Consider the following 26,367-nt stretch of genomic DNA (forward strand, 5'->3'; position numbering starts at 1 on the left):
GCCGACCTTGGCCGCTCTGGCGTGATCGCCCGCCATCCCGCCTCCGGTAACGCATTGCCGCCACGCCGTACTGTCGTCCGGTGCGCACCACCGCTGGCACGACGTTTGCGCCATGTGTCTCCGCAGACAAACAGCGGAGCACAGGAGCACACCATGGGCGCGATCGTGATTGAGAGCCATCCACTGACCAGGCTGGGTATGCAACGCCTGCTTGAACGTATGCCAGGCATCGGCCCGGTGGAGAGTATTGATCCTGAGGGGATCCTGCTGTTCGCGCATAGTCTGGAAGACGTGCTGGTCATCTACGGCATGACAGTGGACGCCTTCGACAACTGGTATCTGCTGCGGCGCCTGCACCAGGCACTGCCTAATGCGCGCATCCTGCTGCTGTCGGACAACATATGGATGCATGTGCCGTCGTCGCTGCGCGCGTGTGGTGTGCAGGAGCATCTGCCGAAGTCGGCCTCGATCGAACGGATGGAAGCGGTGCTCATGCGTATGCTCGGAGACCCCGATGTCGCGGTCAATGCTCTGATGGATGACTCCATGTTCGGATCGCATCGATAGTCGGCAGGCTTGCGGACTGTCTTCGGGCAGCTAGTGCGCGGCCGTTGGGATGAGACGAATCGCATTCTGCAGGTCCCCCCGGCTTTTCACCGTTTCCCCCGCCTAGAATTTCCGTCATCCAATGTTGGATGGTCACTGGCAGGGAGGGAATGATGATGGAAATGGCTCTGGACGATCGGACCACGCGATGCGAGGTGGAGCTTGGTCCGATGTTGGCAATGACGCCTGTCGTGTCGTTGAGCGGCGATGGGGGGGCGGCCTATCGCTCGTCGATCATCTGGGGGTGACGCGATTCCTGTTGCGCGCAGGTCGTTCCAGTCAGGCTGGGGAAGTTCAGAGCAGATCGAGGCGGGACAAGCGGGGGATGTGGCAGCTGCGGATTATGTGGGCGTCGTCGTGCCCAAGTTATCTGTCGACTGCAAAGCAAAAAGGGCAACCCGTGAGGGTTGCCCTTTCTACTTTCAAGTGGTGCCGGAGATAGGAGTCGAACCTACGACCTTCGCATTACGAATGCGCTGCTCTACCAACTGAGCTACACCGGCGAAACCTTAAACTTGCGAAACCTGTTCTACCGCTTGGTCTCGATTTGCGCTGTTGCTTGCGAATCGATCGAATCGGATAGAGCCCGCAATAATATCAGCGACTTTTTATTTTGTGAAGCCCCCGGTGCGACTTTTTTCAACGTTCCGCCGTGGCAGTCCCTGTTCGGTGGGTGTTGCCAGCCGCGGCCGTGGGCGACCGATGGCAATCATCGCACGAGTGGCGCTCTCGTCGCGGGTGAAAAAACGGGCAAAGCCTGCCGCTTTTTTACGGATTGCCGTGCGGCTGTTGGCTTCAGCAAAGCAGACAGGGCGCCGAGGCGCCCTGTGCTTGTCGAAACCGGATCTACCCGTTACGCCTTGGCGGCGTCTTCCTGGTGATACCGCGTGACGCGCTCGACTTCATTCTTCGAACCGAGGATGACCGATACGCGCTGGTGGAGCTTGGTCGGCTCCACGTCCAGAATGCGCTGCTGGCCATTGGTAGCCGCGCCGCCCGCCTGCTCGACCAGGAACGCCATCGGATTGGCTTCATACATCAGGCGCAGCTTGCCCGGTTTCTCGGGCTCGCGCTTGTCCCACGGATACATGAAGACGCCGCCGCGTGTCAGGATGCGGTGCACGTCGGCCACCATCGAGGCGATCCAGCGCATGTTGAAGTTCTTGCCGCGCGGACCTTCGTCGCCGGCCAGGCACTCGTCGATGTAGCGGCGCACGGGCGGAGCCCAGTGGCGCATGTTGGACATGTTGATCGCGAATTCCTTGGTGTCTTCCGGGATCATCACATCGGACTGGGTTAGCACGAAGCTGCCTGCCTCGCGGTCCAGCGTGAACATGTGCACGCCATTGCCGACGGTCAGCACCAGCGTGGTCTGCGGGCCATACACGGCATAGCCGGCTGCCACCTGCTGGGTGCCCGGCTGCATGAAGTCATGCTCGGTCACGGTCTGACCGGGCTTGTGCATGTGCAGGACCGAGAAGATCGTGCCGATCGACACGTTCACGTCGATGTTCGACGAGCCGTCGAGCGGATCGAACAGCAGCAGGTATTCGCCCTTCGGGTAGCGGTTCGGGATCTCGTAGAACGAGTCCATTTCCTCGGACGCCATGGCAGCCAGATGGCCACCCCATTCATTGGCGTCGAGCAGCACCTCATTGGCGATCACATCGAGCTTCTGCTGCGTTTCGCCCTGAACGTTGCCGGTGCCGGCCGAGCCGAGCACACCCGCGAGGGCGCCCTTGCTGACGGCGTTGGAAATGGCCTTGCAGGCGCGCGCGACCACTTCGATCAGCAGCCGGAGTTCCGGCTCGATCGTGTTGTGCTTGCGCTGCTCCTCGACCAGATAGCGGGTGAGGCTGATGCGTGTCATGGTGGGGTTCTCCTTGGATGGCCGCAATTCTACATGTGTGCCGCTGCGGACATGCCACTTTCCGGGTCAGGCCGACAGGGCCTTGCTGACGATCTCGCGCACATCGCGCGACAGCGTCGACGAGGCGGCCACGCGTTCCAGCGCCGCGCGCATCCGTTCGCGCAGCGGCATCTCGTACTTCTGCCAGCGGTCCATGACGCGTGCCAGGCGCGCGGCCACCTGCGGGTTGATCGCATCCAGCGCCAGTACCTGGTCGGCCCAGAATGCGTAGCCCGAGCCGTCCTCGGCGTGGAACTGCGCTGGGTTGCCCGAGCAGAAGCTGAAGATCAGCGAACGGGCGCGATTCGGGTTGCGCAGATTGAAGGCCGGATGCTGCATCAGCGCGCGCACGGTATCAATGGTGCGCTTGCCCGCGTGCGGGCCAACTTCGCCGCGCTGCATTCCCTGCAGCGAGAACCACTTGTCGATGACCAGCGCGTCGTCCTCGAAGCGCTCGTAGAAATCGGCCAGCGCGTGTTCGCGGCCCGGTGCGAAGCTGTTGACCAGCGCAGACAGCGCGGCGAAGCGGTCTGTCATGTTGTCGCTCTGCTGGTAGTGGCGGTCCGCAAGTGCCTGCATGTCGGCGTCTCCGCTGTCGGCCAGATAGCCGAGCGCGAGATTGCGCAGCGCGCGACGGGCCATCGAGTCGGCATCGGGGCTGTATTCGCCCGGTGTCGCGTTGGCCTCGTATGCGGCCAGCCATTCGGCCTTGAGCGTGCGCGCCAGGCCTTCGCGCAGGAACAGACGTGCGCGGTGAATCGCCGTCGGGTCGGCCACGCCCATGCGTTCGGCCAGATAGGCCTCCGCGGGGAGCATCAGTGCCTGTTCGCGGAAGGCGGGATTCAGCGCGCCATCGGTGAGCACGCTGCGGAACGCCGACACCAGCGCCGGGTCGAGCTTCAGTTCACGATTGGCCTGGACGTCGGCCACCAGATGCAGTAGCGCGCGCGTGGCCAGGCGTTGGCCGGCTTCCCAGCGGTTGAATGCGTCGGTGTCGTGCGAGAGAAGAAATGTCAGTTCCGCATCGCTGTATTCGTAATCGACAACGACTGGTGCCGAGAAATTACGCAGCAGCGAGGGCAATGGCGCCTTGCCACCGCGAGGCAGGTTGATGAAGCGGAAGGTCTGCTCGGCCTGCGTGAAATCGAGCACGCGCGTGCTCGCGCCTGCCTTGGGTTCCCCTTCGCGTTGCAGCGGCAGGTCATTGCCTTCCGCGTCGATCAGGCCGAGCGCGAACGGGATGTGGAACGGTTGCTTGTCCGGCATGCCAGCGCGCGTTTCGATGCCGACCTTCGGGCAGCGCTGCGACAACGTCAGCGTCAGCGTGCCGGAGGCGCCGTCCCACGCGGTCTTGACCGTGACCACGGGCGTGCCAGCCTGGCTGTACCAGAGGCCGAACTGCTTCAGGTCGCGGCCGTTCGCGTCAGCCATCGCCGCGCGGAAGTCGTCGCATGTCACCGCCTGGCCGTCATGACGCTGGAAGTACAGGTCCATCCCCTTGCGGAAGCCGTCACGGCCAAGCAGAGTCTGGTACATCCGCACGACTTCGGCGCCTTTCTCGTAGACCGTGACCGTGTAGAAGTTGTTGATTTCCTCGTAGCTGTCCGGGCGCACCGGGTGGGCCATCGGACCCGCATCCTCGGGGAACTGCACCTGGCGCAGCACGCGCACATCCTCGATGCGCTTGACCGCGCGGCCCGATTCCGAGCCCATCATGTCGGCCGAGAATTCCTGGTCGCGGAACACGGTCAGGCCTTCCTTGAGCGACAACTGGAACCAGTCGCGGCAGGTCACGCGGTTGCCGGTCCAGTTATGGAAGTACTCGTGGGCCACCACCGATTCGATATTGGCGAAGTCGACATCCGTCGCGGTCTGGGCGTTGGCCAGCACATACTTGGTGTTGAAGATGTTCAGGCCCTTGTTTTCCATCGCCCCCATGTTGAAGTCGCCCACGGCGACGATCATGAAACGGTCGAGGTCAAGTTCCAGGCCGAAGCGCTGCTCGTCCCAGCGGATCGCGTGAACCAGCGAGTCCATCGCGTGACGCGTCTTGTCCAGGTCCTGCGGCTCGACCCAGACTTGCAGCAGCTTTTGCTTGCCCGATGCCGAAACGATGGTTTGCTCGATGCGCTCGAGCTTGCCGGCCACGAGCGCGAACAGGTATGACGGCTTGCGGAACGGGTCTTCCCAGACGGCTTCGTGTTTGCCATCCGGCAGATCGCGTTGCGAGAGCAGGTTGCCGTTCGAAAGCAGTACCGGGCTTGCGGCGCGATCGGCGCGCAGCGTAACGCGGTAGGTCGTCATCACATCCGGGCGATCCAGGAAATACGTGATGCGGCGAAAGCCCTCGGCTTCGCACTGGGTGAAGAAGTTGCCGTTGGAGACGTACAGGCCGGACAGCGTGGTATTGGCGGCGGGATTGCAGGCCGTGGTGATTTCCAGCGTGCCAGTTCCCGGCAGGCCAGTCAGGGTCAGCGAGTCGCCGTCCTGCTTGACGCCGGAGAACGGCTGGCCATCGAGGCGCACGCCAACCAGTTCCAGCTCCTCGCCGGCCAGAACCAGCGGCGCGTCGGCCGTGCCGGTGCGCTGGATCTTCAGCGTGCTGGTGACGACGGTACGCTGCGGATCGAGGTCGAGCACGAGATCCACGTGGTCGATGGCGAAAGCGGGCGGAGTATAGTCCTTGCGATAGACGGTGACGGGCGTATCGGTGCGCAGCATGGGGAATCCTGTCTTCGGAGTGACCGGGGGGGGCGGGCGGCGTGCTGAAGATTGCGACGGCCCTCGAAGCCCTCATTGTAGCCAAGGGGTTCGGGCAATGCGGGATGCCAGATGCGGCGTGGGAATTCAAAAGGGCTGTTCCTGTCTGAGGAAATGCAACCAAATCAGGAAGAACGAGGTATCAGGGAATGCGTGCATCAGGGAAAGCAGTGACGAAGTGGGGAAGACGAGGCGCCTTTTGGGCGCTGATGGCGCTGGGCTCGCTCTGGCTGGCGGGATGCGCCACCACGGTGACCACCGAGGTCACCGCGTTCCGGCAGGCCGGATGGCAGAACGATGCGCCGCGTACCTACGCGTTCGAGCACACGTCGCAGCAGGAAGAGCAACTTGAGCGCCAGACCTTCGAGCAGTGGCTGGCAGACACCTTGTCCGGACTCGGCTTCGAGCAGCGCCCGGCGGGCCAGGCACGCTATCTGGTGACGATGGACTACGACGCCGCGCCCGGGATTGCCCAGGTGGCGGAGACCGTCTACCCCGACCCCTGGTACGGACCTTGGGGGCCGTACTGGGGCCCTTATGGCGGGTATCGACCCTATGGCCCCTGGGGATGGGGCCCCGGCTACTGGCCGCCCCAGACCGTGATACGCGACGTGCCCGTGACCTATTCGAACGTGCGCGTCTATTTCAAGGATGCAGCCAGCGGCAAGCGCGTCTACCAGGTCACTGCCACCAATACGACCGAGAGTGGTAATCCGGCGGCGGTGATGCCCTACATGATCCGCAGCGCGTTTGCGGACTTCCCGGCCGAGAGCGGGCGGCCGCGTCGCGTGACGCTGGAGGTCGACAAGGACAAGAAGTAGCACGGCGCCGCGCAATATCCTTTCGCCGGCGGGGGCGAAAGGTATTGGCTACCGTACGGTAAAAGGAGTTTTGCGTCCGGTGGCGGCAAAATCTTCCAATCGGGCGTGCCAAAGCCCTGCCGCCGCGTGGCGGCTGGGCTAGAATGGCTCCTCGATTTTTTCCCGCCTTTACCCGGACGAGCAGAGAATGAGCAGCAAGACCACCGGTGATGCACCGCAACATGCCCCCAATAGTCCCGAAGCGCAACTGCGCCTGGCTGCGCTGGAATACCACCGCAGCCCGACCAAGGGCAAGATCCAGGTAACGGCCACCAAGGCCCTGTCCAATCAGCGTGACCTGTCGCTGGCCTACTCCCCGGGCGTGGCCTACGCCTGCGAAGAAATCCACAAGGACCCCGCGATGGCCGCCGAGTACACCTCGCGCGCCAACCTCGTGGCCGTGGTGACCAACGGTACCGCCGTGTTGGGCTTGGGCGACATCGGTCCGCTGGCCGGCAAGCCCGTGATGGAAGGCAAGGGCTGCCTGTTCAAGAAATTCGCCGGCATCGACGTGTTCGACATCGAACTCGATGCACGCGACCCGGACAAGATCGTCGAGATCGTAGCGGCGCTGGAGCCGACGCTTGGTGGCGTGAACCTCGAAGACATCAAGGCTCCCGAGTGCTTCTACATCGAGCAGAAGCTGCGCGAGCGCATGAACATCCCCGTCTTCCACGACGATCAGCACGGCACGGCGATCATCTCGACCGCGGCGCTGCTGAACGGCCTGAAGGTGGTAGGCAAGGACATCGCGAAGGTCAAGCTGGCCGTCTCGGGCGCGGGCGCCGCCGCAATCGCGTGCCTGGATACGATGGTCAGCCTGGGCGTGAACCGCGAGAACATCTACGTGGTCGACTCGAAGGGCGTGATCTTCCAGGGCCGCGACGCGAACATGGAGGCCAACAAGGCTCGCTACGCGCAGGACACGTCGGCCCGCACGCTGGCCGACATCGTCAAGGATGCGGACGTGTTCCTGGGTTGCTCGACCGCGGGCGTGCTGACCGGTGACATGGTCAAGACCATGGCCGACCGTCCGATCATCCTGGCGCTGGCCAACCCGGAGCCGGAAATCCGCCCGGAAGTGGCCAAGGCCGCGCGTCCGGACTGCATCATCGCCACGGGCCGTTCGGACTATCCGAACCAGGTCAACAACGTGCTCTGCTTCCCGTACATCTTCCGCGGCGCGCTCGATTGCGGCGCCACGAAGATCACCGAAGCGATGAAGCTGGCCTGCGTGAAGGCGATCGCCGAGCTGGCCGAAGCCGAACTGAACGATGCCGTGGCCGCAGCCTACGGTGGTCGTGAACTGAAGTTCGGCCCGGACTACATCATCCCGACGCCGTTCGACCAGCGCCTGATCGAGAAGATTGCACCGGCCGTTGCCAAGGCCGCCGAGGAATCCGGCGTGGCCACGCGCCCGATCAAGGACCTTGAAGCCTACCGCCAGCAACTGACCAGCTACGTGTACCACACCGGCATGATCATGAAGCCGGTGTTCACGGCCGCCAAGGCCGCGCCGAAACGCGTCGCCTACGCCGAAGGTGAAGAAGAGCGTGTGCTGCGTGCGGTGCAGGGCGTGGTGGACGAAGGTCTGGCCCGTCCGATCCTGATCGGTCGCCCGCACGTGATCCAGATGCGTATCGACAAGGCGGGCCTGCGTCTGCGCCCGGGCGTCGATTTCGAACTGATCAACCCCGAGGATGATCCGCGTTATCGCGCCTATCACGAGGAGTACCACGCGCTGCGCGGTCGCGACGGCGTGACGCCGGACATGGCCAAGGTGGCGCTGCGTCGTTCGAATACGCTGATCGGCACGATGCTGATGCACATGGGTGATGCCGATGCACTGTTGTGCGGCACGGTGGGCCGGTTCGAGGCGCATCTGGAACACGTGCGCGACGTGATCGGCCTGGCGCCGGGCGCCAAGGTGTTCGCGGCCATGAACGCGCTGATGCTCGAAAAGTACACGCTGTTCATCACGGATACGTTCGTCAACGATGATCCGAGCGCCGAGGAACTGGCTGCCATCACGCAGCTTGCAGCCGAGGAAATCGCACGCTTCGGCCTGCACCCGAAGGTTGCGATGATGTCGCACTCGATGTTCGGTTCGTCGAACCGCCCGTCGGCGCGCAAGATGCGCGACGCGGCCGAGATCCTGGCCCGCGTGGCACCGCAGCTCGAAGTGGAAGGCGAGATGCAGGGCGATGCGGCACTGGTCGAAGACGTGCGCCGTCATTTCCTGCCGGGCACCAAGCTGGCCGGCAGCGCCAATCTGCTGGTGATGCCGACGCTGGACGCCGCCAACATCGCGTTCAATCTGCTCAAGATCACGGGCGGCCAGGGCGTGACGGTGGGTCCGATCCTGCTGGGCGCAGCCAAGCCGGTGCACATCCTGAATCCGCAGGCGACCACGCGCCGTATCGTCAACATGACGGCCGTGGCCGTGGCGGAGTGCAACGCCACCCGCTGATGTTCACGATCTGAATATCTGCCGGAAGCAAAAAGAAACAGGGCCGCGAAAGCGGCCCTGTTTCATTGTCGGTGCGCTGGCACGTCTGCCGGAGTGTCAGCGCGTCGGCGGGTCAGTACGCACGGGTCGTGCCCTGTCTTGCCTACTACTCTCTACTGCAGCACGTTGTACTGCTCCCGCATCACCACGATGATCGAACGGGCCGCGGCCATCTGCTGTGCCAGATCGGTGAAGGTCTCCTGGCGAAAATCCACCTCGGCGCTCCAGTTGCAACCCGTATGGTCCGGCTGATGCACGCGCATTGCGTGCAACTCAACCTCGCCGCACTCCGGATTGTTGTCCAGGCACTGGCTCAGGATGGCCATCAGTTCCGACCGGGATTTCACATAGCGCCGCATGCGTCACCTCATTCGTTCCTGTTTACGTGGCCCAGCACAGAGGCCGGGAAACTAATCTAGGCAGCGGACGAAGGGCTTGCCAATTGAATCCGCCTATGGAGCAGTGGCTTCCCATCCTGCTTTGATTGCGCCTTGTTGCAATGCGGCGCAGCATTGTGACGCCTGTGTCATGGGGGCACGCAACAAAAAAGCCCGCCGGAGGCGGGCTTTACAACCAACGATCCGGCGGAATTTTCCGGGATCAGAAGCGGTGGCGAACGCCGACGCCGAAGGTGTCGCCGTGCTCGACGCCCGACACCTTGTCGTAGTAGTAGGCACCGTAGACGTCGGTGCGCTTCGACAGGTTGTAGTCGTAGGCGACGGCGAACGTATTGCGCTTGATGCCAGCAACTTCGTTCAGCACGCGGCCGTAGGTGTACGACGCCAGGATATTGCCTGCGCCAACCGGCACCGCGACGCCGGCCTGGCCGTCGATGTGCTTGATGTCGCCGCCATTGGTGCTCGTGTTGAAGTTGGTCTTGATGTACTGGCCTTGCAGGAAGGCCTTGACGATCTTGAAGTCGTACGTCACGCCAGCCTGGACGGCGGACTGCTTGTCGAGGCCCGCGAGATTGGCATTCTGCGGGTCAAACGGAGCAACGTCGAACTTGACCTGCTGGAATGCCAGCGTCGCCGCGAAGTTGCCGGAGAAGTAGGTCAGGTTGCCGCCCCACTTGTTCTTGCCGTTGTTACCGGGCGATTCGCCAAAGCCGTAGATGAAGTTCGCGGTCAGGCCACCGAAGTTCGGCGTCGAGTACAGCAGCGAGTTGTTCCAGCCCGAATCGCCCAGGATGCCCGGATCGGACACGCCGCCAACGTTTTGAGGCGTCGGGAAGTACGTGTGGAAGATCATCGGGCTGAACGTGTACGAGTCGACCAGCGGGTTGAACAGGATCGTCGACACGAAGTACGGCGTCGTGTTGCGGCCGATCTTCAGCGTGCCGTAGGTTTCGTTCGTCAGGCCGACGAAGGCATTGCGGCTGAACATCGAGTCGCCGGTGAAGCGGCCCATGCTACCGGTGTCGGGGCGGAAGAAGCCGTTCAGGTCGAAGATGGCCTTCGTGCCCATGCCCAGGTCCTCGGTACCCTTGATGCCCCAGTACGAGGTTTGCATGCCACCCGAGTTGACTACGTAGGCGCGGTCGCCCGAGCCCGGATTCTTGACGCCTCCGATGAAAGCATCGGCCATGCCGTACAGCGTCACGCTGGACTGGGCCATGGCCGCGCCGGAGAAAAGGGTGGCTGCGATCGCCGCCAGCTTGAGAGCCGGCTTGTACTGCTTCTTCATGTTTAAGACCTCCGTGGTTGTAATGCTGCTCAGAACGCTTGCCTGTGTGCTGGAACCTGCTGGGTTCTCTCTAGTTCCGTGCCTGGGCGGCGCGCTGGAATCGGCGCCGCCTGGCACGTTCTTGTCTCACAGTGATGCTCGATCTGCTGCTGAACGCTCCTGATTTCTCTCTCTTTTTTCGATGTGCTTTTTTTGGTCAGGCGGATACTAAGTCGTTCAGACGGAACTGCGCAATCCGATGAATCTGGTTGATGCAAGTTTGCAACTCGACCTCCGGGGCGTTTTCCAGGCGCCTTGCAAAAGCGTCGATGATGCCGTGCCGGTCATAGCCGCGGACCGCGAGGATGAACGGGAAGCCGAACTTCCGGTTGTAGGCTTCGTTCAGTCCCTGCAGGCGCTGGAATTCCTCGGGCGTGCACTGATCGAGTCCGGCGCCAGCCTGCTCGCGCGTGGATTCCGCCGTCAGTTCGCCGCGCACCGCGGCCTTGCCCGCCAGTTCCGGGTGAGCGCGCACGAGCTTGAGTTGCGCTTCCTGGCCCGCGGCATCCACGGCGCCGCGCAGGGCCGACGCCAGTTCCGCCGTATTGGCGAAGGGGCGCTTGCGCGCCGCCGTTTCGGCGAACCAGGGGGAGTGTTCGTAGATGCCGCCGAGGACCGCGATGAATTCGGCCTCGGGCATCGTGTTGAGTTGGGCGATCGTGTAGGTGGTCTGGCTCATGCGTGGCTCCGATAGGGGTGGGTTTCAATCCAGTGGCGGGCGATATCGACACGCCTGCAGATCCACACCTTGTCGTGAGACTGCACGTAATCCAGGAATCGCTGCAGCGCGCGGAAACGTCCCGGGCGGCCCAGCAAGCGGCAATGCATGCCGATCGACAGCATCTTCGGGCGGTCCTGGCCCTGCGGATCGCCTTCGGCGTAGAGCACGTCGAAGGCATCCTTCAGATACTGGAAGAACTGCTCGCCCGTGTTGAAGCCCTGGGGCGTGGCGAAGCGCATGTCGTTGGTGTCGAGTGTGTACGGCACCACCAGATGGGGCTTCTTCTGGCCACCCGTGATTTCCACATCGGTCCAGAAGGGCAGGTCGTCGCCGTAGTAGTCGGCGTCATAGAGCAGCCCGCCGTGCTCGACCACCAGCCGGCGCGTGTTGGGGCTGTCGCGGCCGGTGTACCAGCCCAGCGGCATCTCGCCGGTCAGCTCCTTGATGATCTCCATGCCGATGCGCATGTGCTCGCGCTCGATGGCTTCGTCGATGCCCTGGTAGTGAATCCAGCGGTAGCCGTGGCAGGCGATCTCGTGACCGAGTTCGACGAACGCGCGGGTCAGTTCCGGATGGCGCTGCAGCGCCATCGACACGCCGAAGACCGTCAGCGGCAGCTTGCGTTGCTCGAACTCGCGCAGCAGGCGCCAGACGCCGGCGCGCGAGCCGTATTCGTAGATGCCCTCCATGCTCATGTGTCGCGCCGGATAGGCGGCGGCACCAACGATCTCGGACAGGAACTGCTCGGATGCCGCGTCGCCGTGCAGCACGCAGTTCTCACCGCCTTCCTCGTAATTGAGCACGAACTGCAGCGCGATGCGCGCGCCGCCCGGCCAGCGGGCGTGCGGTGGCTGCGCGCCGTAGCCAATGAGATCGCGTGGATAGTTATCGTGTGTCATCTCTTTATTTCTGCTTCAGGAGAAACTGCCCGCCCCGCGGGAGCCATGCATCGAAGCGACCGGACTTACGCAAGGCGTATGCCAGAAACGCTCCCGTAGGGCTTGACAATCTGACATCGATCGGTATCGATTGTCGGTGTCAGATTGTCGCTATTGATTGTTGTAGTTGAATTGTTCGGAATCACTCCGTGCCGTGCGAGTTCGCGGCGGCATTGCGCATGGCTTCCTCGGCCGACTGGATACCGTTGAAGAACAGGTTCAGCGCCACGGCGACGATGGTGCCCAGCACGATGCCGCTGTGGGTGAACGGGTCGGTCCACTTGGGCAGGTACTGGAACAGCGTCGGCGACAGCGTCGGGATCATGCCGAAGCCGATCGAGATCGCAACGATGAAGAGATTGTGGCGGTTGCGATTGAAATCACACGAACCGAGGATGCGGATGCCGGTGGCGGCCACCATGCCGAACATCACGATACCTGCGCCACCCAGCACGAACTGCGGCACCGAGGCCACCACGTGGGCCATCTTCGGGAACAGGCCGAACGCGATCAGGATCAAGCCACCCGCCGCGGCGACGTAGCGCGAGCGCACGCCGGTCACCGTGACCAGGCCAACGTTCTGCGAGAACGACGTGTACGGGAAGGTGTTGAAGATACCGCCGATCACGGTGCCCAGGCCGTCTGCGCGCAGGCCGGCGGTCAGGTCGTCACGGCTGAGCTTGCGGCCGGTGATGTCGGACAGGGCCAGGAACATGCCAGTCGACTCTACCAGCGTGATCAGCATCACGATGCACATCGAGAGGATGGCGGTGAGTTCGAACTTCGGGATGCCGAAATGCAGTGGGGTGATCACGGCGACGTAGCTGGCTTCGTTGAGGCCTTCGAACGAGACCTTGCCCAATGCCATCGCCACCAGCGTGCCGATGATGATGCCGAGCAGCACCGCGCAGTTGGCCACCAGGCCACGACCGTATTTGCTCAGCAGCAGGATGACGGCGAGCACCAGGCCCGCGATGGCCAGGTTGCTGAGGTCACCGTAAGCGAGGTTGGGCACTTCCTTTGCCACGCCGTCGATCACGGCGCGCGTGGTCGGCTGCCCGCCACCGGCCCAGTTGATACCCACCCGCATCAGCGACACGCCAATCAGCGTGATCACCGTGCCGGTTACCACGGGCGGGAACAGTCCCAGCATCCGGCCCATCATCGGCGCGATCAATATGCCGAAGATACCGGACGCGATTACCGCGCCGTAGATGCCGAGCAGCCCGACGTTGGGATCGTTGCCGATGGCGATCATCGGCGCCACCGACGCGAACGTGACACCCATCATCACCGGCATGCGGATGCCGAATTTCCAGAAGCCGAAGGCCTGGATCAGCGTGGCCAGGCCAGCCGCGAACAGGTCGGCGTTGATCAGGAACGCGAGTTGATCCTTGGGAAGCTTGAGCGCACCGCCGACGATCAGCGGAACCGCAACCGTGCCGGCATACATCACCAGCACGTGCTGCAGGCCCAGGGCAAGCAATCGCCCGGAGGGCAACCGCTCGTTTGTGAGATCCGTGGGGACCGTGGTGCTTGCGGAATTCATGGGTGTGTCTCCTCTCCTTTGGATTTGGATGGGAACGCGCGCCGGGTTTTTTTCCTGGCCATTCGCCGGTGTCTCTTTTTGGTGGACTTCCGTCGATGACTCTTGTCCGGTCTCGTGCCTGGCCTCTAGTTGGGCGTCTTTCGGCAGATGAGACCGCTGGTTCTAGATCGGCAACAGGGGGTGGCTGTTGCCCGGCGGCGGGAACATTGCGCTAGGTGGAGCGGCCCAGCACACTGCGAAGATCGAAGTTGCCGGGCTCATCCGGCTGAACGCGTTCCGCGCAGGCGCCAAGGTGGTGCGCCATGCGCGTCTGGGCCAGGGCGGCGTCGCCCTGTTCCAGTGCATCGAGGATTTCGTCGTGCTCGTCGAACGAGCAGGCGTTGTGGCCCGGCGACTCCACGCTGGCAATCATCAGCGTGGTGCGCGACACCAGTCGGCGCATCATCGTCACGAGCAACTGGTTGCCGGACAGTTCGGCCAGCGCGGTGTGGAACTCGGCCGAGAGGCGGATCCAGCGTGGGCGCTCGTGCGTCAGGAAGGCCTGGCGCTCGTCATTGACCATCTTGCGCAGCGGGGCGATCACGGTGCGCACGTTGGGCAGGGAGGCGAGCTTATCGAGCACGGCGCGCTCCAGCATCTGGCGCAGTTCGAACATGTCGTGCGCCTCGTCCGTGGACGGGCTGGCGATGAACGCGCCGCGATTCGGCTCCAGATCGACCATGCCGTCGGCGGCCAGGCGCGACAGCACCTTGCGTACCGTATGACGGGCCGTGGCATAGATCTCGCAAAGCGAATGCTCGGTCAGCTTGGTCCGGGGAGGCAGCCGGTGCTCCATGATCGCGTCATAGATCTCGTGATACATGCGCTCCTCGACGGAGCCCTTGCGGGCCGGTTTGTTGTCGGTGAGCGCCGGCAGGGCGTCGGCCGCGGCAATAAGCTTGAGATTCTTGGACATCCTGGTCACTCGTAATGCAAGGTGGCGATGGTCGGCGATCGTAGCGAGTGGTTATCAAACCGACATCACGCGCCTTGATACCGATCATGCGGCCGTGCAGATCTAAAAATTGTTGACAATTATTTGGATATGCAAGCACCATTGTCAACAAAACCGCCTCAGGTTTTCGACAACTACGGGTATATACCGAGTTGTCATCAGGATGGCGCGGGCGCATTGTCGCCTCGCACCAATCCAGCGCCGGGATGCGTTGAAACACGTACCGAGCGGGCACCATTCCTCAAAATGGTGCTAGTGAAGGCAGCGGCGCCCCTCACAACCCACACCCCAAAGGAAGAACAGGATGGGACGCTTGACCACTCACGTTCTCGACACGGCAGCCGGGACGCCTGGCGCCGCAATGTCGATCACTCTCCATAAAATTGTCGACAATCGTCGTGAGACCCTGAAGAAGGTCACGACGAATCACGATGGCCGTTGCGACCAGCCGCTGCTGGAAGGCGCCGACCTCGTAGCGGGCGTCTACGAACTCGAGTTCGGCGCCGGCGACTATTTCCGTGCCCAGGGCGTCAAACTGCCCGAACCGGCATTCCTGGATGTGGTGACGCTGCGCTTCGGCATTGCCGATACCGCCGCGCACTACCACGTGCCGCTGCTGGTGTCGCCGTGGTCGTACTCGACCTACCGCGGCAGCTGATCAAGGCGGACGGGAATAAAGGAGACAAGTCATGGAAGGCTATATTCTCGACTGGGCCAATTTGCTCTTGCGTTGGCTCCACGTGATCACGGCGATTGCCTGGATCGGTTCGTCGTTCTACTTCGTCTGGCTGGACAACAGCCTGACGCGCCCCACGGCCAGCGACCTCAAGGACAAGGGTGTCGACGGTGAACTCTGGGCCGTGCACGGCGGTGGCTTCTACAACCCGCAGAAGTACCTGACCGCGCCGAAGAGCCTGCCGGAGAACCTGCACTGGTTCTACTGGGAGTCGTATTCGACGTGGATGAGCGGCTTTGCGCTGCTGGTGGTGCTGTATCTGTTCAACGCGAGCACGTTCCTGATCGACAAGAATGTGTACGACATGTCGCCCGGCGCCGCCGTTGGCTTTGCCGTGTCATACCTCGTGCTTGGCTGGGTGGTCTACGACTCGATCTGCCGTATCTTCGGCAAGAGCGACCGTACCGTAGGCATTCTGGTGGCGGTCTATGTGGCGGTCGCGGCGTTTGTGGCGTGCCATATCTTCTCTGGCCGCGCGGCATTCCTGCTGACCGGTGCAATGATCGCGACGATCATGAGTGCCAACGTGCTGTTCTGGATCATCCCGGGCCAGCGCAAGGTGGTGGCGTCGCTGAAGGCCGGCCAGCCGGTGGATCCGATCCACGGCAAGCGCGGCAAGCAGCGTAGCGTGCACAACACGTACTTCACGTTGCCGGTGCTGTTCGCAATGCTGTCGAACCACTACAGCATGACGTACGCGGCCAAGAACAACTGGCTCGTGCTGATCATGGTGATGCTGGCCGGCGTGCTGATTCGCCAGTTCTTCATCCTGAAGCACAAGGGCAAGATCAACTTCGCATGGCCGACCGCCGGCGTGGCCTGCCTGGGCGTAGTGGCATTCATGATCGCGCCGCAGCCGCGTCCGCAAGTTGCCAGCAATGCTGCCGGTGACGCCGCCAATGCCGTGAGCTTTGTGAAGGTTCAGGAAATCATCAACACGCGTTGCGTGCAGTGCCACGCCGAGCAGCCGAAGATGATGCCGACCGCTGCCAAGGGGATCAAGCTGGACTCCGCCGATGGCATCAAGGCGCACGCTCAGCTGATCTATCAACAGGCCGTGCAGCAGAAGGCAATGCCGCTGGGCAACGTCACGCAGATCACGGACGATGAACGCGCGCTGCTTGGCCAATGGTTCGAAGGCGGCGCGAAAACCACCAACTGATTTTTTGACCGAGCATCGGTGATCGACGGTCCGGAGGCTGTGCAGTCTGCAGCTGGCTGTTCCGGACCGGCGAGGGTTTGAGCGGGGCTTAGGCCCCGTTTTTTTATTTCTGGATCTGAATTGCTGCTCCCCACTCCCGCTGAGCGGACGAAGGGAGTCAGGATTCTCAGCCGCCGACGTTGAACAGCGCCAACAGACCCAGCACCAGGAAGATCGCAGCGGCGATCTTGTGCACCAGGGCGATTGGCATCTTATTGGCGAAACGGTCGCCCAGCAGGACGGCCGGGGCATTGGCGAGCATCATGCCGAACGTCGTGCCGGCCACCACTGCAATCACTTCGCCATGGAAGCGTGCGGCTAGCGCCACGGTGGCGATCTGCGTCTTGTCGCCCATCTCGGCGAAGAAGAACGCGATGATCGTGGTGCCCAGGATGCCGAGCGCACCCTTGACGGGTTTGGCTTCCTCGGCGTCGTCGAGCTTGTCCGGAATCAGCATCCAGCCGGCCATCGCAATGAACCCGAGGCCAAGAATCCAGCGCAGCAGGTCTACGCCGACCATGCCCGTGATCCAGCCGCCGAGCGCGCCGGCAAAGCCGTGATTGACCAGCGTTGCGATCAGGATGCCCAGAATGATGGGAATTGGCTTGCGGTAGCGCGCGGCCAGGACGAGCGACAGCAACTGCGTCTTGTCGCCCATTTCAGCGAGCGCGACGATGCCTGTGGAGACGAGGAACGATTCCATTTTTTGTCGTTTGAATAACCGGGCCGCAAATGCATCGCGAGATGCCAATGACGCACACCTTTCCCGGCCCGGCCAGAAAGGTGTGGTCATCGGTCTCGCCAGGCACTGGACACAAGGTCCTGGGCTGCGCACGCCATAACCGCCTGCCATGTCGGCATTTGGTCAAGTCTGTTGACGTACGCCCCTGTCTTCCGGGTGCCGCATTGCGCGGCGCGGTGAGATCAGGGCGGCTACTCCCCAATGGAAGGTCGCATTTTAGCGAGACTGGCGACCGAAGTCCACCCGTCTCGCTGTTTCTGTCAATTCAAGGGAATGTCGCTAACGCCGCCATTCCCGATGTGCTCAGACCGGAGTCGGAGCGTTTTCGCTGGTTTGGCGACCGCGGAAATCCGTCCAGCACAGCGCCTTGAAGTCGTAGAGCTTGCAGCGGTGGGCTGTATGGAAATACCAGCGCCACGAGAACTTCTCGATGATGATGCGACCCGGCAGTGCGTGCTCGAGCAGCGCCTGGGCGCGCTTGAGCTGGTACAGCGGGATGCTCATGTCCACGTGGTGGGCCGTGTGCTCCATGATGTGATGCAGGGCCGCGCCGATGCCGAAGTTGAAGCGCAGATGCACGGTCGTCGACACGAAAGGCTGGGCCTTCGCCCACATGGCCTTGGTGTCGTACCACGCCACGCTGGTATGCGTATGGTGGACGTACAGCACGAAGCCAACGGTGGCGTTCCAGATCAGGAAGGGCAGCACGAAGCCGGTGCCGACCAGCAGCAGCGGGGATTGCCCGGTGGCCACGGCCAGCCATACCAGCGCGCCGATCCAGACTGCGCCGAAAGCTCCCACGAGCGCGCAGTCCCACATGAAGATCGGGCGACGCGTCGCCATCTGGCGCTTGCTGGGGAAGAACAGCTTGAACCACCAGATCTCGATCAGGTAGTAAAGGCCGGCGCCAAGGCCGTTGCGGTAGATGCGCTCCAGAATCCGGCGGCTGCGCGGCAGCGCGCGGAATTCCTCGAGCGAGTAGGGCGCCCAGACGAAGTCGAAGCCCTTCAGGTTCGTGTAACCATGATGGACGACGTTATGGCCGACTTCCCAGAGGCTGTAAGGCGTGAGCGACGGCAGGAACGTGAGCCGGCCCAGCCACTTGTTCAGGCCACGACGGTCGGTCAGGCTCTGGTGGCAGGCATCGTGCCCAATGATGAACAGGCGCGCGATGATCAGTCCGGCCAGCACGCCGAGCCCAACCTTGGCCCACCAGGGTGATGCCAGGACCACACCGGCCAGTACGGCAGCGAACAGCGCGTAATCGAACGCGAACAGAAGCAGCGCGCGCGCGGTGCTGCGGCCGCCGAGGGGAATCAGCCAGCTGCGGATCGTCTTGCGATTCGGAAATGGGGCCTCGAAGGCGATTGGCTCCGGCAGGGGAATGTTCTTGGCCGGGCGTTTGGGGCGGTTCGTGCCGTGATTCGGCGCTTGCGAGATCGCGTCGGCGTCGGCCGGCGAGAGGGTGTCAGATGGGGCAGTCATCAAAGGTCTGGCGAGTCGGTATGCATGTGCGTCTGCCCGGATGGGCGGACTTTATATGCGTGACAGGCTAGAAGGCTTTGATGACCGTTGTGTTGATTATGGTCAATGCTCCGCGAGGGCGGATTCGCATTGAGACCAAAAAAGCACATCGACGGACCATGTTTGGGTGGAATCGGCCGATCCACACAAACATGCCCCGCCTAAGTCCGATCAGGCGGCGACCGGGCTAGTGGCTTCGCCCATGATGTAGACGTTCTCGATGACCCGGTCGTCGCCAAGCATCGCGAACGCGAACAACTGCTCTTCAAGCGTTTCCGAGCGGCTGCTGCGGCGGGAAATCAGCGGGGTGGCGTCCGGGTCCAGCACGACGAAGTCGGCCTCGCAGCCCACTTCGAAGCTGCCGATCCGGTCCTGCCAGCCGAGCGCCTCCGCAGCGGCGCGCGTGGCCAGGTAGAACATGCGTAGTGCCGTCAGGTGGTAGCCGCCCATCCGCGCCACCTTGTGCGCCGCGTTCATGGTGCGGAACATCGAGAACGACGTGCCGCCGCCAACGTCCGTCGCCAGCGTGACGTTCAGGCGATTCGCATCCGACTGGTGGAAGTCGTAGAAGCCGCTGCCCAGGAACAGGTTCGACGTGGGGCAGTGAGCCACGGCCGCGCCGCTGTCGGCCAGACGGCGGCGGTCATCCTCGTCGAGGTAGATCGCGTGGCCGTAGAACGCGCCCGGGCGCAGGAGCTTGTAGCGGTCGTACACGTCCAGGTAGCTGCGCGCATCGGGGAACAGCTCGGCCACCCATTTCACCTCGTCGCGGTTTTCCGCCACGTGGGTCTGGATGAAGACGTCGCTGTGGGCCTTCGCCAACTCGCCGCAGGCTTCCAATTGAGCCTCGGTGGAAGTCGGTGCGAAACGCGGCGTGATCGCGTAGGCCAGGCGATCGACGTTGTGCCATTTCGAGATCAGGTCGGCCGATTCACGCGCGCCGCTCTCGGCTGTATCGCGCAGGAAGTCCGGGCAGTTGCGATCCATCAGCACCTTGCCGGTGATCATCCGCATGTGGCGTTGCTGGCTGGCGGCGAACAGTGCGTCGGCCGATGCCGCGTGCACGGTGCTCCAGACCATTGCGGTGGTCGTGCCGTTGCGCAGCAGTTCGTCGGTGAAGAAATCGGCGACGGCCCGTGCATAGGCGGGGTCGCTGAAGCGGCGCTCCTCGGGGAACGTGTAGGTGTCCAGCCAGTGCAGCAGGCCCGGCGACGGCGACGCGATGATGTCGGTCTGCGGGTAGTGGATGTGCGTGTCGATGAACCCGGGCACGATCAGCTTGCCGCGATGGTCGACGACTTCGGCGCCTTGCGGGATATCGCGTGACAGGTCCGCGTAATTGCCGACTGCGGCGATGCGGCCGGCCTTCACGATCATGAGGCCGTCTTCCCAATACTGATAGGCGTCGTCGTGAAACTGCGGGTCACGCAGGAAGTGCAGGATACGGCCGCGGATTGCGCGGGTCACGGCGTTGTCGGCGCCAGATGCAGGGGAAGTCGTCGTCATCTTCATGTCTTCGGGGCGGCCGGTGCCTCGCCCGTTCGGTATTGCAACGGGCGAAGCATCCAGCGTTCTTGGAATGCGCCCGGTCAGGTCGTGGTTGTCACGTTGGCCGTCGCGGGCGGGGATGCGGGCGTGGCCGACCAGAAGTGGTCGACTTCAGCCAGGAATTCGGCCTTCTGCACGTCCGGCAGGAAGGCCGCTTCAAAACTGTTGCGTGCGAGCTTGTGGGCATCGGCCGCATCGAGCGGGAGTGCGTCGAACGATGCCTCCCAGTTCGCATTCATATAGCCGCCAAAATAGGCGGGGTCGTCCGAATGGAGCGTCACGGCCACACCGGCGTCGAGCAGACGCTTCATCGGGTGATCGCGCAGGTCGGGGTGGACCATCAGCTTCTGGTTCGACAGCGGGCAAACGGTCAGCGCCACGCGTTCACGTGCCAGGCGCTGCACCAGCGCCTCGTCCTCGATCGCGCGCACGCCGTGGTCGATCCGCTCGACCTTGAGGATGTCCAGTGCATCGGTCACGTACTGCGGCGGGCCTTCCTCGCCAGCGTGCGCCACCAGATGCAGGCCGAGTTCCTTCGCGCGGGCAAACACGCGCGCGAACTTCTCGGGCGGGTTGCCGCGTTCCGAAGAATCCAGTCCCACGCCGACAAAGCGGTCGCGATAGGGCAGTGCCGCCTCCAGCGTGGCCAGCGCATCCTCCTCAGACAGGTGGCGCAGGAAGCAGAGGATCATGCTGCTCGAAAAATCGTACTCGGTGCGTGCCTGAGCCAGTGCGTCGGCGATGCCGTCGATCACCGTGCCCATCGGCACACCACGCGCGGTGTGGGTCTGCGGGTCGAAGAAGATCTCGGCATGGCGGACGTTGTCGGCGGCGGCGCGCTTGACGTAGTCCATCGTCATGTCGAAGAAATCTTCTTCGGTCAGCAGCACGCTGGCGCCGGCGTAGTAGATGTCCAGAAACGATTGCAGGTCCGTGAAGGCGTACGCGGCGCGTAGCGCTTCCACGTCCGGATAGGCCAGCTTGACGTTGTTGCGCTGGGCCAGCCTGAAGATGCGCTCGGGTTCGAGCGTGCCTTCGATATGCACGTGCAGTTCGGCCTTGGGGGTACGGCGGATCTTGTCCGCCAGCGCGGCATCGATGGTCATGGGGCCTCTTGTCTTATGGCGGCAGCCGGATCACGGCTGCCCAGTTACGGATGCACCGCCTCCCGCCGGCTGGCGGCCAGCGCGGCTGCGCGCTGGTCGCGGACCTGGAGCAGTTGGGCGACGATGGCTACCGCAATCATAGCCGGTGCCTTGTCCGTGATGCCGGAGACCCCCATGGGACATGTCATTTCCGGAAAGCGCGCGGCGTCGATGCCGTGCTCGGCCATCCGGTGTTCGAACTTCGCGCGCTTGGTCTTCGAGCCGATCAGGCCGAAGTAAGCGAAATCGGTGCGGCGGAAGATCCGCTCGCAGAGGGTCTGGTCGAGCGCATGGCTGTGCGTCATGACCAGGAAATAGCTGCCTGCCGGGGCCTGGTCGACCACGGCTTCTGCCGTATCGGTCGCTTCGGCCTCGACGTTCTCGGGCAGGCCGGCTGGGAAGAGTGTGTCGCGTTCGTCGACCCAGTGCACGCGGCAGGGCAGCGTGGCCAGCACTTTGACCAGCGCGTGGCCGACATGCCCTGCGCCAAACAGCACGATGTGCATGTCGTTCGGCACCAGCGTGTCGATCCAGCTGTCGTCGGCAAGCTGCACCGACGGCAACAGGTCGCGGCTGGCTTCCGTGCGAACCGCTCCGGTCACCGGTACATGCCGCGCGAGTGCCTTGCCGGTCGCGAAGGCCGATTCCACCGCGTCGAGCCAGGCCAGATCGTCATGGGTCAGTACTTCAAACGCCAGGCGCACGACGCCGCCGCAGCATTGACCCAATGCGGGCCCAAGCGGAATACGCTCGATGCGGCGCTGCTCCCCGTTTTCGCCCTTTGCGATCATCTCTCGGGCGATGTCCATGCCGCGCCACTCCAGGTGGCCGCCGCCGATCGTGCCAACAAGGTCGTCGGCCGTCACCAGCATGCGGATGCCCGCCTCGCGCGGCGCGGAACCCTTGACTTCGACGATGGTGACCATCGCCACGGGCACGCCGGCGCGCACCCAGCGGGTGGCGTCGGCGAAGCGGAACGGTTTGAGGGGGGCGTCCTGCATGATCGGTCCTGGTATTGCGTCAGGCGGAAACCACGGCGGCCTGCACGGCCTCCACGGCGTCGAGGATCGCTTCGCTGGTGGCGGGCGCGCGCAGCGGCGGGTTGACCTTGTAGTCGCCCACCGCAGCAATCGCATCGCGGATCGCGAAGAACACCGAGAACGGCAGCAGTAGCGGTGGCTCGCCAACGGCCTTCGAGCGATGGATGCTGTCCTCGACGTTTCGGTTCTGGAACAGCCGCACGTTGAACTCTTCAGGGCAGTCGTTGATCGTCGGAATCTTGTAGGTCGAGGGCGCGTGCGTCATCAGCTTGCCGTTCTGGTTCCACCACAGTTCCTCTGTGGTCAGCCAGCCCATGCCCTGGATGAACGCGCCTTCCACCTGGCCGATATCGATGGCCGGGTTCAGCGACTTGCCGGCGTCGTGCAATGCATCGGCACGCAGCAGCTTCCATTCGCCGGTGAGCGTATCGACCAGCACTTCCGAGCACGCTGCGCCGTAGGCGTAGTAATAGAACGGGCGGCCCTGCAGCGCCTTCTGGTCCCAGTGCAGCTTGGGCGTGGTGTAGAAACCATCGGACCACAGTTGCACGCGGGCCACGTAGGCTTCGCGGGCAAGATCACCGAACGACTGGCGCAGCTCGCCAGCCACCACGAGGTCGTCGCCGAAGCGCACGTCTTCGACGGGCACGCCGGCCTTGCGGGCGGCGAACGCGGCCAGCCGCTCGCGGATCTGGCGGGCGGCGTCCTGCGCGGCCTTGCCGTTCAGGTCGGCGCCGGTCGATGCGGCGGTTGCGGACGTGTTGGCTACCTTGCTGGTGTCCGTAGCGGTCACGCGCACACGTTCCATGCGGATGCCGAGTTCGTGCGCCACGACCATCGCCACCTTGGTGTTCAGGCCCTGGCCCATTTCCGTGCCACCGTGGTTCACGAGCACCGAACCGTCGTTGTAGACGTGCACGAGCGCGCCGGCCTGGTTGTAGTGGGCCACGTTGAACGAGATGCCGAACTTGACCGGCGTGATGGCGATCCCTTTCTTGAGGATCGGGCTGGTCTCGTTGAACGCGCGCGTGGCGGCGCGGCGGGCCTTGTATTCGCTCGACGCCACGAGTTCGTCGATCAGCTCGTGGATGACGTTGTCTTCGACGGTCTGGCCATACGGCGTGACGTTGTTGTCCGTCTTGCCGTAGAAGTTGGCGCGGCGCACGTCGAGCGAATCCTTGCCCACGTTGCGCGCGATGTTGTCGAGGATGTACTCCACGGCGAACGCGCCTTGCGGGCCACCGAAGCCGCGGAACGCGGTGTTGCTCTGCGTGTTGGTCTTGCCGCAGTAGCCGTCGATCTGCACGTTCGGCAGCCAGTAGGCATTGTCGAAGTGACAGATCGCGCGCGTCATGACCGGACCCGACAGGTCGGCCGAGAAGCCCGCGCGAGACACCATCTCCACGCGCACGCCTTCGATGCGGCCGGCGTCATCGTGGCCGACATCGAAGTCGAACACGAAGTCGTGACGCTTGCCGGTGATCATCATGTCGTCGTCGCGGTCCGGGCGCAGCTTGACCGGACACAGCAGCTTCCACGCGGCCAGCGACGCGCAGCAGGCGAACATGGCTGATTGCGATTCCTTGCCGCCGAAGCCACCGCCCATGCGGCGGCACTCCACCAGCACCTGATGCGCGTGCCAGCCGAGCATGTGGGCCACGTGATGCTGCATTTCGGTCGGGTGTTGCGTCGAACACCAGACGTGCATGCCGTCATTCTCGCGCGGCACAGCGTAGGCGATCTGGCCTTCCAGATAGAACTGCTCCTGACCGCCCAGGTGGATCTTGCCGGCGTCGCGGTGGATGGCCGCGTCGATGTGGCGGGCAGGTTCGCCGCGCTTCAGGTGCATCGGCGGCAGCACATAGCTGCCTGCGGCGTGCGCGGCCTCGGGCGACAGCACGGGGGGCAGGTCTTCGTACTCGATGTCGGCCAGACGGGCGGCGCGGCGTGCCGCGTCATGCGACGTCGCTACCACGATGAAGATCGGCTGACCGATGAACTGAACGACGTCTTTCACCAGGATCGGGTCGTCATGGATGATCGGGCCGCATTCGTTGGCGCCAGGAATGTCGTCGACGGTCAGCACCGACACTACGCCGGGCGCCTTGCGCACGCGTTCGAGACCGACCGACTTCAGGCGCGCATGGGCGCGCGCGCTCATGCCGAGCGCGGCGTGCAGCGTGCCGGCCAGCTCGGGAATGTCGTCGGTATAGGTGGCGGTGCCTGCCACGTGCAGGTGGGCCGATTCATGCGGGCGCGAGATGCCCACTTGCGGCGCCGATTCGGCGGCGACGCTGGCGTCGAGCAGGAAAGGTTCGGTTTGCTTGTTCATGCAGGCTCTCCTCAGGCGCTCACGGTTTCACCGGCGCCGATGGCGCGGACGTTGACCATGGCGGCGGGCAACGCGCTGTCGCGTGTCTCCAGCCAGAAGCGATAGAGCAGGTTGGCGGCGCCCCGGCTGCGATAGTCGGCAGTGGCGCGCATATCGGTCAGTGGCGTGTAGTCCTGGCCCAGCGCCGCCATGCCGGCGCGCGCGGTGGCCTCGTTCCAGGGTTTGCCGGTCAGCGCATCCTCTGCCAGCACGGCCCGCTTCGGGGTGGCGGCCATGCCGCCGAAGGCGATGCATGCCGCCGTGACTATGCCGTTCTCGACCGTGATGCCAAACGCGGCGCACACGGCGGAGATATCCTCGTCAAAGCGCTTGGACAGCTTGTACGTGCGGAAATGCTGCGGCCCTTGCACCGGCACGCGCAGTCCGGCGACGAATTCGCCTTCGACCATGGCCGTCTTCTGGTAGGCCAGGTACAGGTCCTCGAGCGGCATCACGCGGCGGACGTCGCCACGTTGCAGCACGACTTGCGTGCCCAGGGCAATCAGCGCCGGCATCGAGTCACCGATCGGCGAGCCGTTGGCAATGTTGCCGCCCAGCGTGCCGGCATTGCGGATCGGCAGGGAAGCAAAGCGCTTCCACAGTTCCTCGAGCTCCGGATGGGCGGTGTTCAGCGCGGCATAGGCTTTTTCCAGCGTCACGGCGGCGCCGATTTCGATGAAGCCGTCGTGCTCGGCGATCTGGTTCAGATCTTCCACCTGACCGACGTAGAGCAGGTTGCCCAGTTCGCGGAACTGCTTGGTTACCCACAGGCCGACGTCCGTGCTGCCGGCCAGGATGCGGATGTTCGGCTCGGCGGCCTTGATCGCGCCGAATTCGGCGGCCGTGCGCGGGGCGTAGAAATGCTGGCCGCGCGCGTTGTAGTGGAACGTCTCGCCGCGCTTCAGGTTGCGCAGCGTGTCGGCGATCTGGCGGGGGTCGATGCGGTCGGCCTGCGGCGCGGGCAGGGCCATCATGCGCTGGCCGGCGTCGATGATCGGGCGATAGCCGGTGCAGCGGCAAAGGTTGCCGGTCAGGGCGTCGCAGATGGTCTGGCGCGGGGGCGGCTCGCCACCCGGGGTGTGCTGCTGGTACAGCGCCCACAGCGACATCACGAAGCCGGGGGTGCAGAAACCGCATTGCGAACCGTGGCACTCGACCATGGCTTCCTGCACGGGGTGCAGCGCACCATCTGCCTGACGCAGGTCTTCGACCGTGATCAGGGCCTTGCCGTCGAGCGTGGGCAGGAACTGGATGCAGGCGTTGACGGCCTTGAACTCGACGTCGCCGCTGTCCTGCAACTCGCCGATCACGACGGTGCAGGCGCCGCAGTCGCCTTCGGCGCAGCCTTCCTTGGTACCGGTGCAGCGGACATCTTCGCGCAGGTACTGCAGCAGGGTGCGCGTCACGGGGGCGTCAGATACTTCCTGGACCTGGCCGCGGTGGTAGAAGCGGATGGTTTGCGTCTCCATGATCTTCTCTCTTTCGGGGA

General features: G+C 63.7%; 20 protein-coding genes, 1 tRNA gene and 1 riboswitch. Of the genes, 5 read left to right on the top strand and 16 right to left on the bottom strand.

Annotated elements, in window-relative coordinates; genetic code table 11:
• The first annotated feature begins 153 nt into the window (after nucleotides 1–153).
• Complete coding sequence (locus RMET_RS04400; RefSeq protein ID WP_011515700.1) at nucleotides 154–567, top strand: response regulator; 414 nt, start codon at nucleotides 154–156, stop codon at nucleotides 565–567.
• Nucleotides 568–1,033: 466 nt separating this feature from the next.
• Here the strand turns inward: RMET_RS04400 and RMET_RS04405 are convergent.
• The 3 genes from RMET_RS04405 to pepN all read right to left on the bottom strand — a co-directional run bounded on the left by RMET_RS04405 (nucleotide 1,034) and on the right by pepN (nucleotide 5,236).
• Nucleotides 1,034–1,109, bottom strand: a tRNA-Thr gene (locus RMET_RS04405).
• Nucleotides 1,110–1,459: 350 nt separating this feature from the next.
• A complete protein-coding gene (locus RMET_RS04410; RefSeq protein ID WP_008649749.1) occupies nucleotides 1,460–2,476 on the bottom strand; it encodes a class 1 fructose-bisphosphatase in 1,017 nt (338 codons plus the stop codon).
• A gap of 66 nt (nucleotides 2,477–2,542) precedes the next feature.
• Nucleotides 2,543–5,236, bottom strand: coding sequence for an aminopeptidase N (pepN, locus tag RMET_RS04415; RefSeq protein ID WP_011515702.1), 2,694 nt, complete (start codon nucleotides 5,234–5,236; stop codon nucleotides 2,543–2,545).
• Nucleotides 5,237–5,484: 248 nt separating this feature from the next.
• Between pepN and RMET_RS04420 the strand changes: the two genes are divergently transcribed.
• Together RMET_RS04420 and RMET_RS04425 are read left to right on the top strand one after the other, a co-directional pair.
• Complete coding sequence (locus tag RMET_RS04420) at nucleotides 5,485–6,096, top strand: DUF4136 domain-containing protein (protein ID WP_029308267.1); 612 nt, start codon at nucleotides 5,485–5,487, stop codon at nucleotides 6,094–6,096.
• A gap of 187 nt (nucleotides 6,097–6,283) precedes the next feature.
• Nucleotides 6,284–8,605 (top strand): NADP-dependent malic enzyme, encoded by a 2,322-nt coding sequence (locus RMET_RS04425; RefSeq protein ID WP_011515705.1) that lies wholly within the window; start codon nucleotides 6,284–6,286, stop codon nucleotides 8,603–8,605.
• A gap of 152 nt (nucleotides 8,606–8,757) precedes the next feature.
• On the opposite strand, the gene RMET_RS04430 is transcribed toward RMET_RS04425, so the two are convergent.
• The 6 genes from RMET_RS04430 to RMET_RS04455 all read right to left on the bottom strand — a co-directional run bounded on the left by RMET_RS04430 (nucleotide 8,758) and on the right by RMET_RS04455 (nucleotide 14,532).
• The gene (locus RMET_RS04430) at nucleotides 8,758–9,003 is read right to left on the bottom strand and encodes a hypothetical protein (protein WP_011515706.1); all 246 of its coding nucleotides are present in this window, start codon (nucleotides 9,001–9,003) and stop codon (nucleotides 8,758–8,760) included.
• A gap of 241 nt (nucleotides 9,004–9,244) precedes the next feature.
• The gene (locus RMET_RS04435; RefSeq protein ID WP_011515707.1) at nucleotides 9,245–10,330 is read right to left on the bottom strand and encodes a porin; all 1,086 of its coding nucleotides are present in this window, start codon (nucleotides 10,328–10,330) and stop codon (nucleotides 9,245–9,247) included.
• A 196-nt stretch (nucleotides 10,331–10,526) separates the two neighbouring features.
• Nucleotides 10,527–11,048 carry a 2-oxo-4-hydroxy-4-carboxy-5-ureidoimidazoline decarboxylase gene (gene uraD, locus RMET_RS04440; RefSeq protein ID WP_011515708.1) on the bottom strand — a complete coding sequence of 174 codons (522 nt, stop codon included), beginning with the start codon at nucleotides 11,046–11,048 and terminating at the stop codon, nucleotides 10,527–10,529.
• A complete protein-coding gene (gene puuE, locus RMET_RS04445) occupies nucleotides 11,045–11,989 on the bottom strand; it encodes an allantoinase PuuE (RefSeq protein ID WP_008649761.1) in 945 nt (314 codons plus the stop codon). The genes uraD and puuE overlap by 4 nt, the downstream gene beginning before the upstream one ends.
• Before the next feature lie 181 nt (nucleotides 11,990–12,170).
• Complete coding sequence (locus tag RMET_RS04450) at nucleotides 12,171–13,577, bottom strand: nucleobase:cation symporter-2 family protein (RefSeq protein WP_011515709.1); 1,407 nt, start codon at nucleotides 13,575–13,577, stop codon at nucleotides 12,171–12,173.
• Nucleotides 13,578–13,788: 211 nt separating this feature from the next.
• Nucleotides 13,789–14,532 carry a GntR family transcriptional regulator gene (locus RMET_RS04455; RefSeq protein WP_011515710.1) on the bottom strand — a complete coding sequence of 248 codons (744 nt, stop codon included), beginning with the start codon at nucleotides 14,530–14,532 and terminating at the stop codon, nucleotides 13,789–13,791.
• Between the two features lie 343 nt (nucleotides 14,533–14,875).
• Here RMET_RS04455 and uraH point away from each other — a divergent pair, with 343 nt between their 5' ends.
• Together uraH and RMET_RS04465 are read left to right on the top strand one after the other, a co-directional pair.
• Nucleotides 14,876–15,229, top strand: coding sequence for a hydroxyisourate hydrolase (gene uraH / locus RMET_RS04460; protein WP_011515711.1), 354 nt, complete (start codon nucleotides 14,876–14,878; stop codon nucleotides 15,227–15,229).
• 31 nt (nucleotides 15,230–15,260) lie between these two features.
• A complete protein-coding gene (locus RMET_RS04465; protein WP_011515712.1) occupies nucleotides 15,261–16,469 on the top strand; it encodes a urate hydroxylase PuuD in 1,209 nt (402 codons plus the stop codon).
• Between the two features lie 166 nt (nucleotides 16,470–16,635).
• On the opposite strand, the gene RMET_RS04470 is transcribed toward RMET_RS04465, so the two are convergent.
• The 7 genes from RMET_RS04470 to xdhA form a co-directional block, all read right to left on the bottom strand.
• Complete coding sequence (locus RMET_RS04470; protein WP_017512374.1) at nucleotides 16,636–17,211, bottom strand: TMEM165/GDT1 family protein; 576 nt, start codon at nucleotides 17,209–17,211, stop codon at nucleotides 16,636–16,638.
• A 28-nt stretch (nucleotides 17,212–17,239) separates the two neighbouring features.
• Nucleotides 17,240–17,462, bottom strand: a riboswitch (yybP-ykoY riboswitch).
• 91 nt (nucleotides 17,463–17,553) lie between these two features.
• Entirely contained in the window at nucleotides 17,554–18,735 is a 1,182-nt protein-coding gene (locus RMET_RS04475) for a fatty acid desaturase (RefSeq protein ID WP_011515714.1), read from the bottom strand.
• Between the two features lie 210 nt (nucleotides 18,736–18,945).
• Entirely contained in the window at nucleotides 18,946–20,280 is a 1,335-nt protein-coding gene (gene guaD, locus RMET_RS04480; protein ID WP_029308265.1) for a guanine deaminase, read from the bottom strand.
• An 83-nt stretch (nucleotides 20,281–20,363) separates the two neighbouring features.
• Complete coding sequence (locus RMET_RS04485; protein WP_011515716.1) at nucleotides 20,364–21,428, bottom strand: adenosine deaminase; 1,065 nt, start codon at nucleotides 21,426–21,428, stop codon at nucleotides 20,364–20,366.
• A gap of 44 nt (nucleotides 21,429–21,472) precedes the next feature.
• Complete coding sequence (gene xdhC, locus RMET_RS04490; protein ID WP_011515717.1) at nucleotides 21,473–22,468, bottom strand: xanthine dehydrogenase accessory protein XdhC; 996 nt, start codon at nucleotides 22,466–22,468, stop codon at nucleotides 21,473–21,475.
• Nucleotides 22,469–22,487: 19 nt separating this feature from the next.
• On the bottom strand, nucleotides 22,488–24,839 hold the full coding sequence (gene xdhB / locus RMET_RS04495; RefSeq protein ID WP_011515718.1) for a xanthine dehydrogenase molybdopterin binding subunit: 2,352 nt from the start codon (nucleotides 24,837–24,839) through the stop codon (nucleotides 22,488–22,490).
• An 11-nt stretch (nucleotides 24,840–24,850) separates the two neighbouring features.
• The gene (xdhA, locus tag RMET_RS04500; RefSeq protein ID WP_011515719.1) at nucleotides 24,851–26,347 is read right to left on the bottom strand and encodes a xanthine dehydrogenase small subunit; all 1,497 of its coding nucleotides are present in this window, start codon (nucleotides 26,345–26,347) and stop codon (nucleotides 24,851–24,853) included.
• Between the last annotated feature and the right edge of the window lie 20 nt (nucleotides 26,348–26,367).

Origin of the sequence: Cupriavidus metallidurans CH34, assembly GCF_000196015.1 — a bacterium.
GTDB classification, from domain to species: domain Bacteria; phylum Pseudomonadota; class Gammaproteobacteria; order Burkholderiales; family Burkholderiaceae; genus Cupriavidus; species Cupriavidus metallidurans.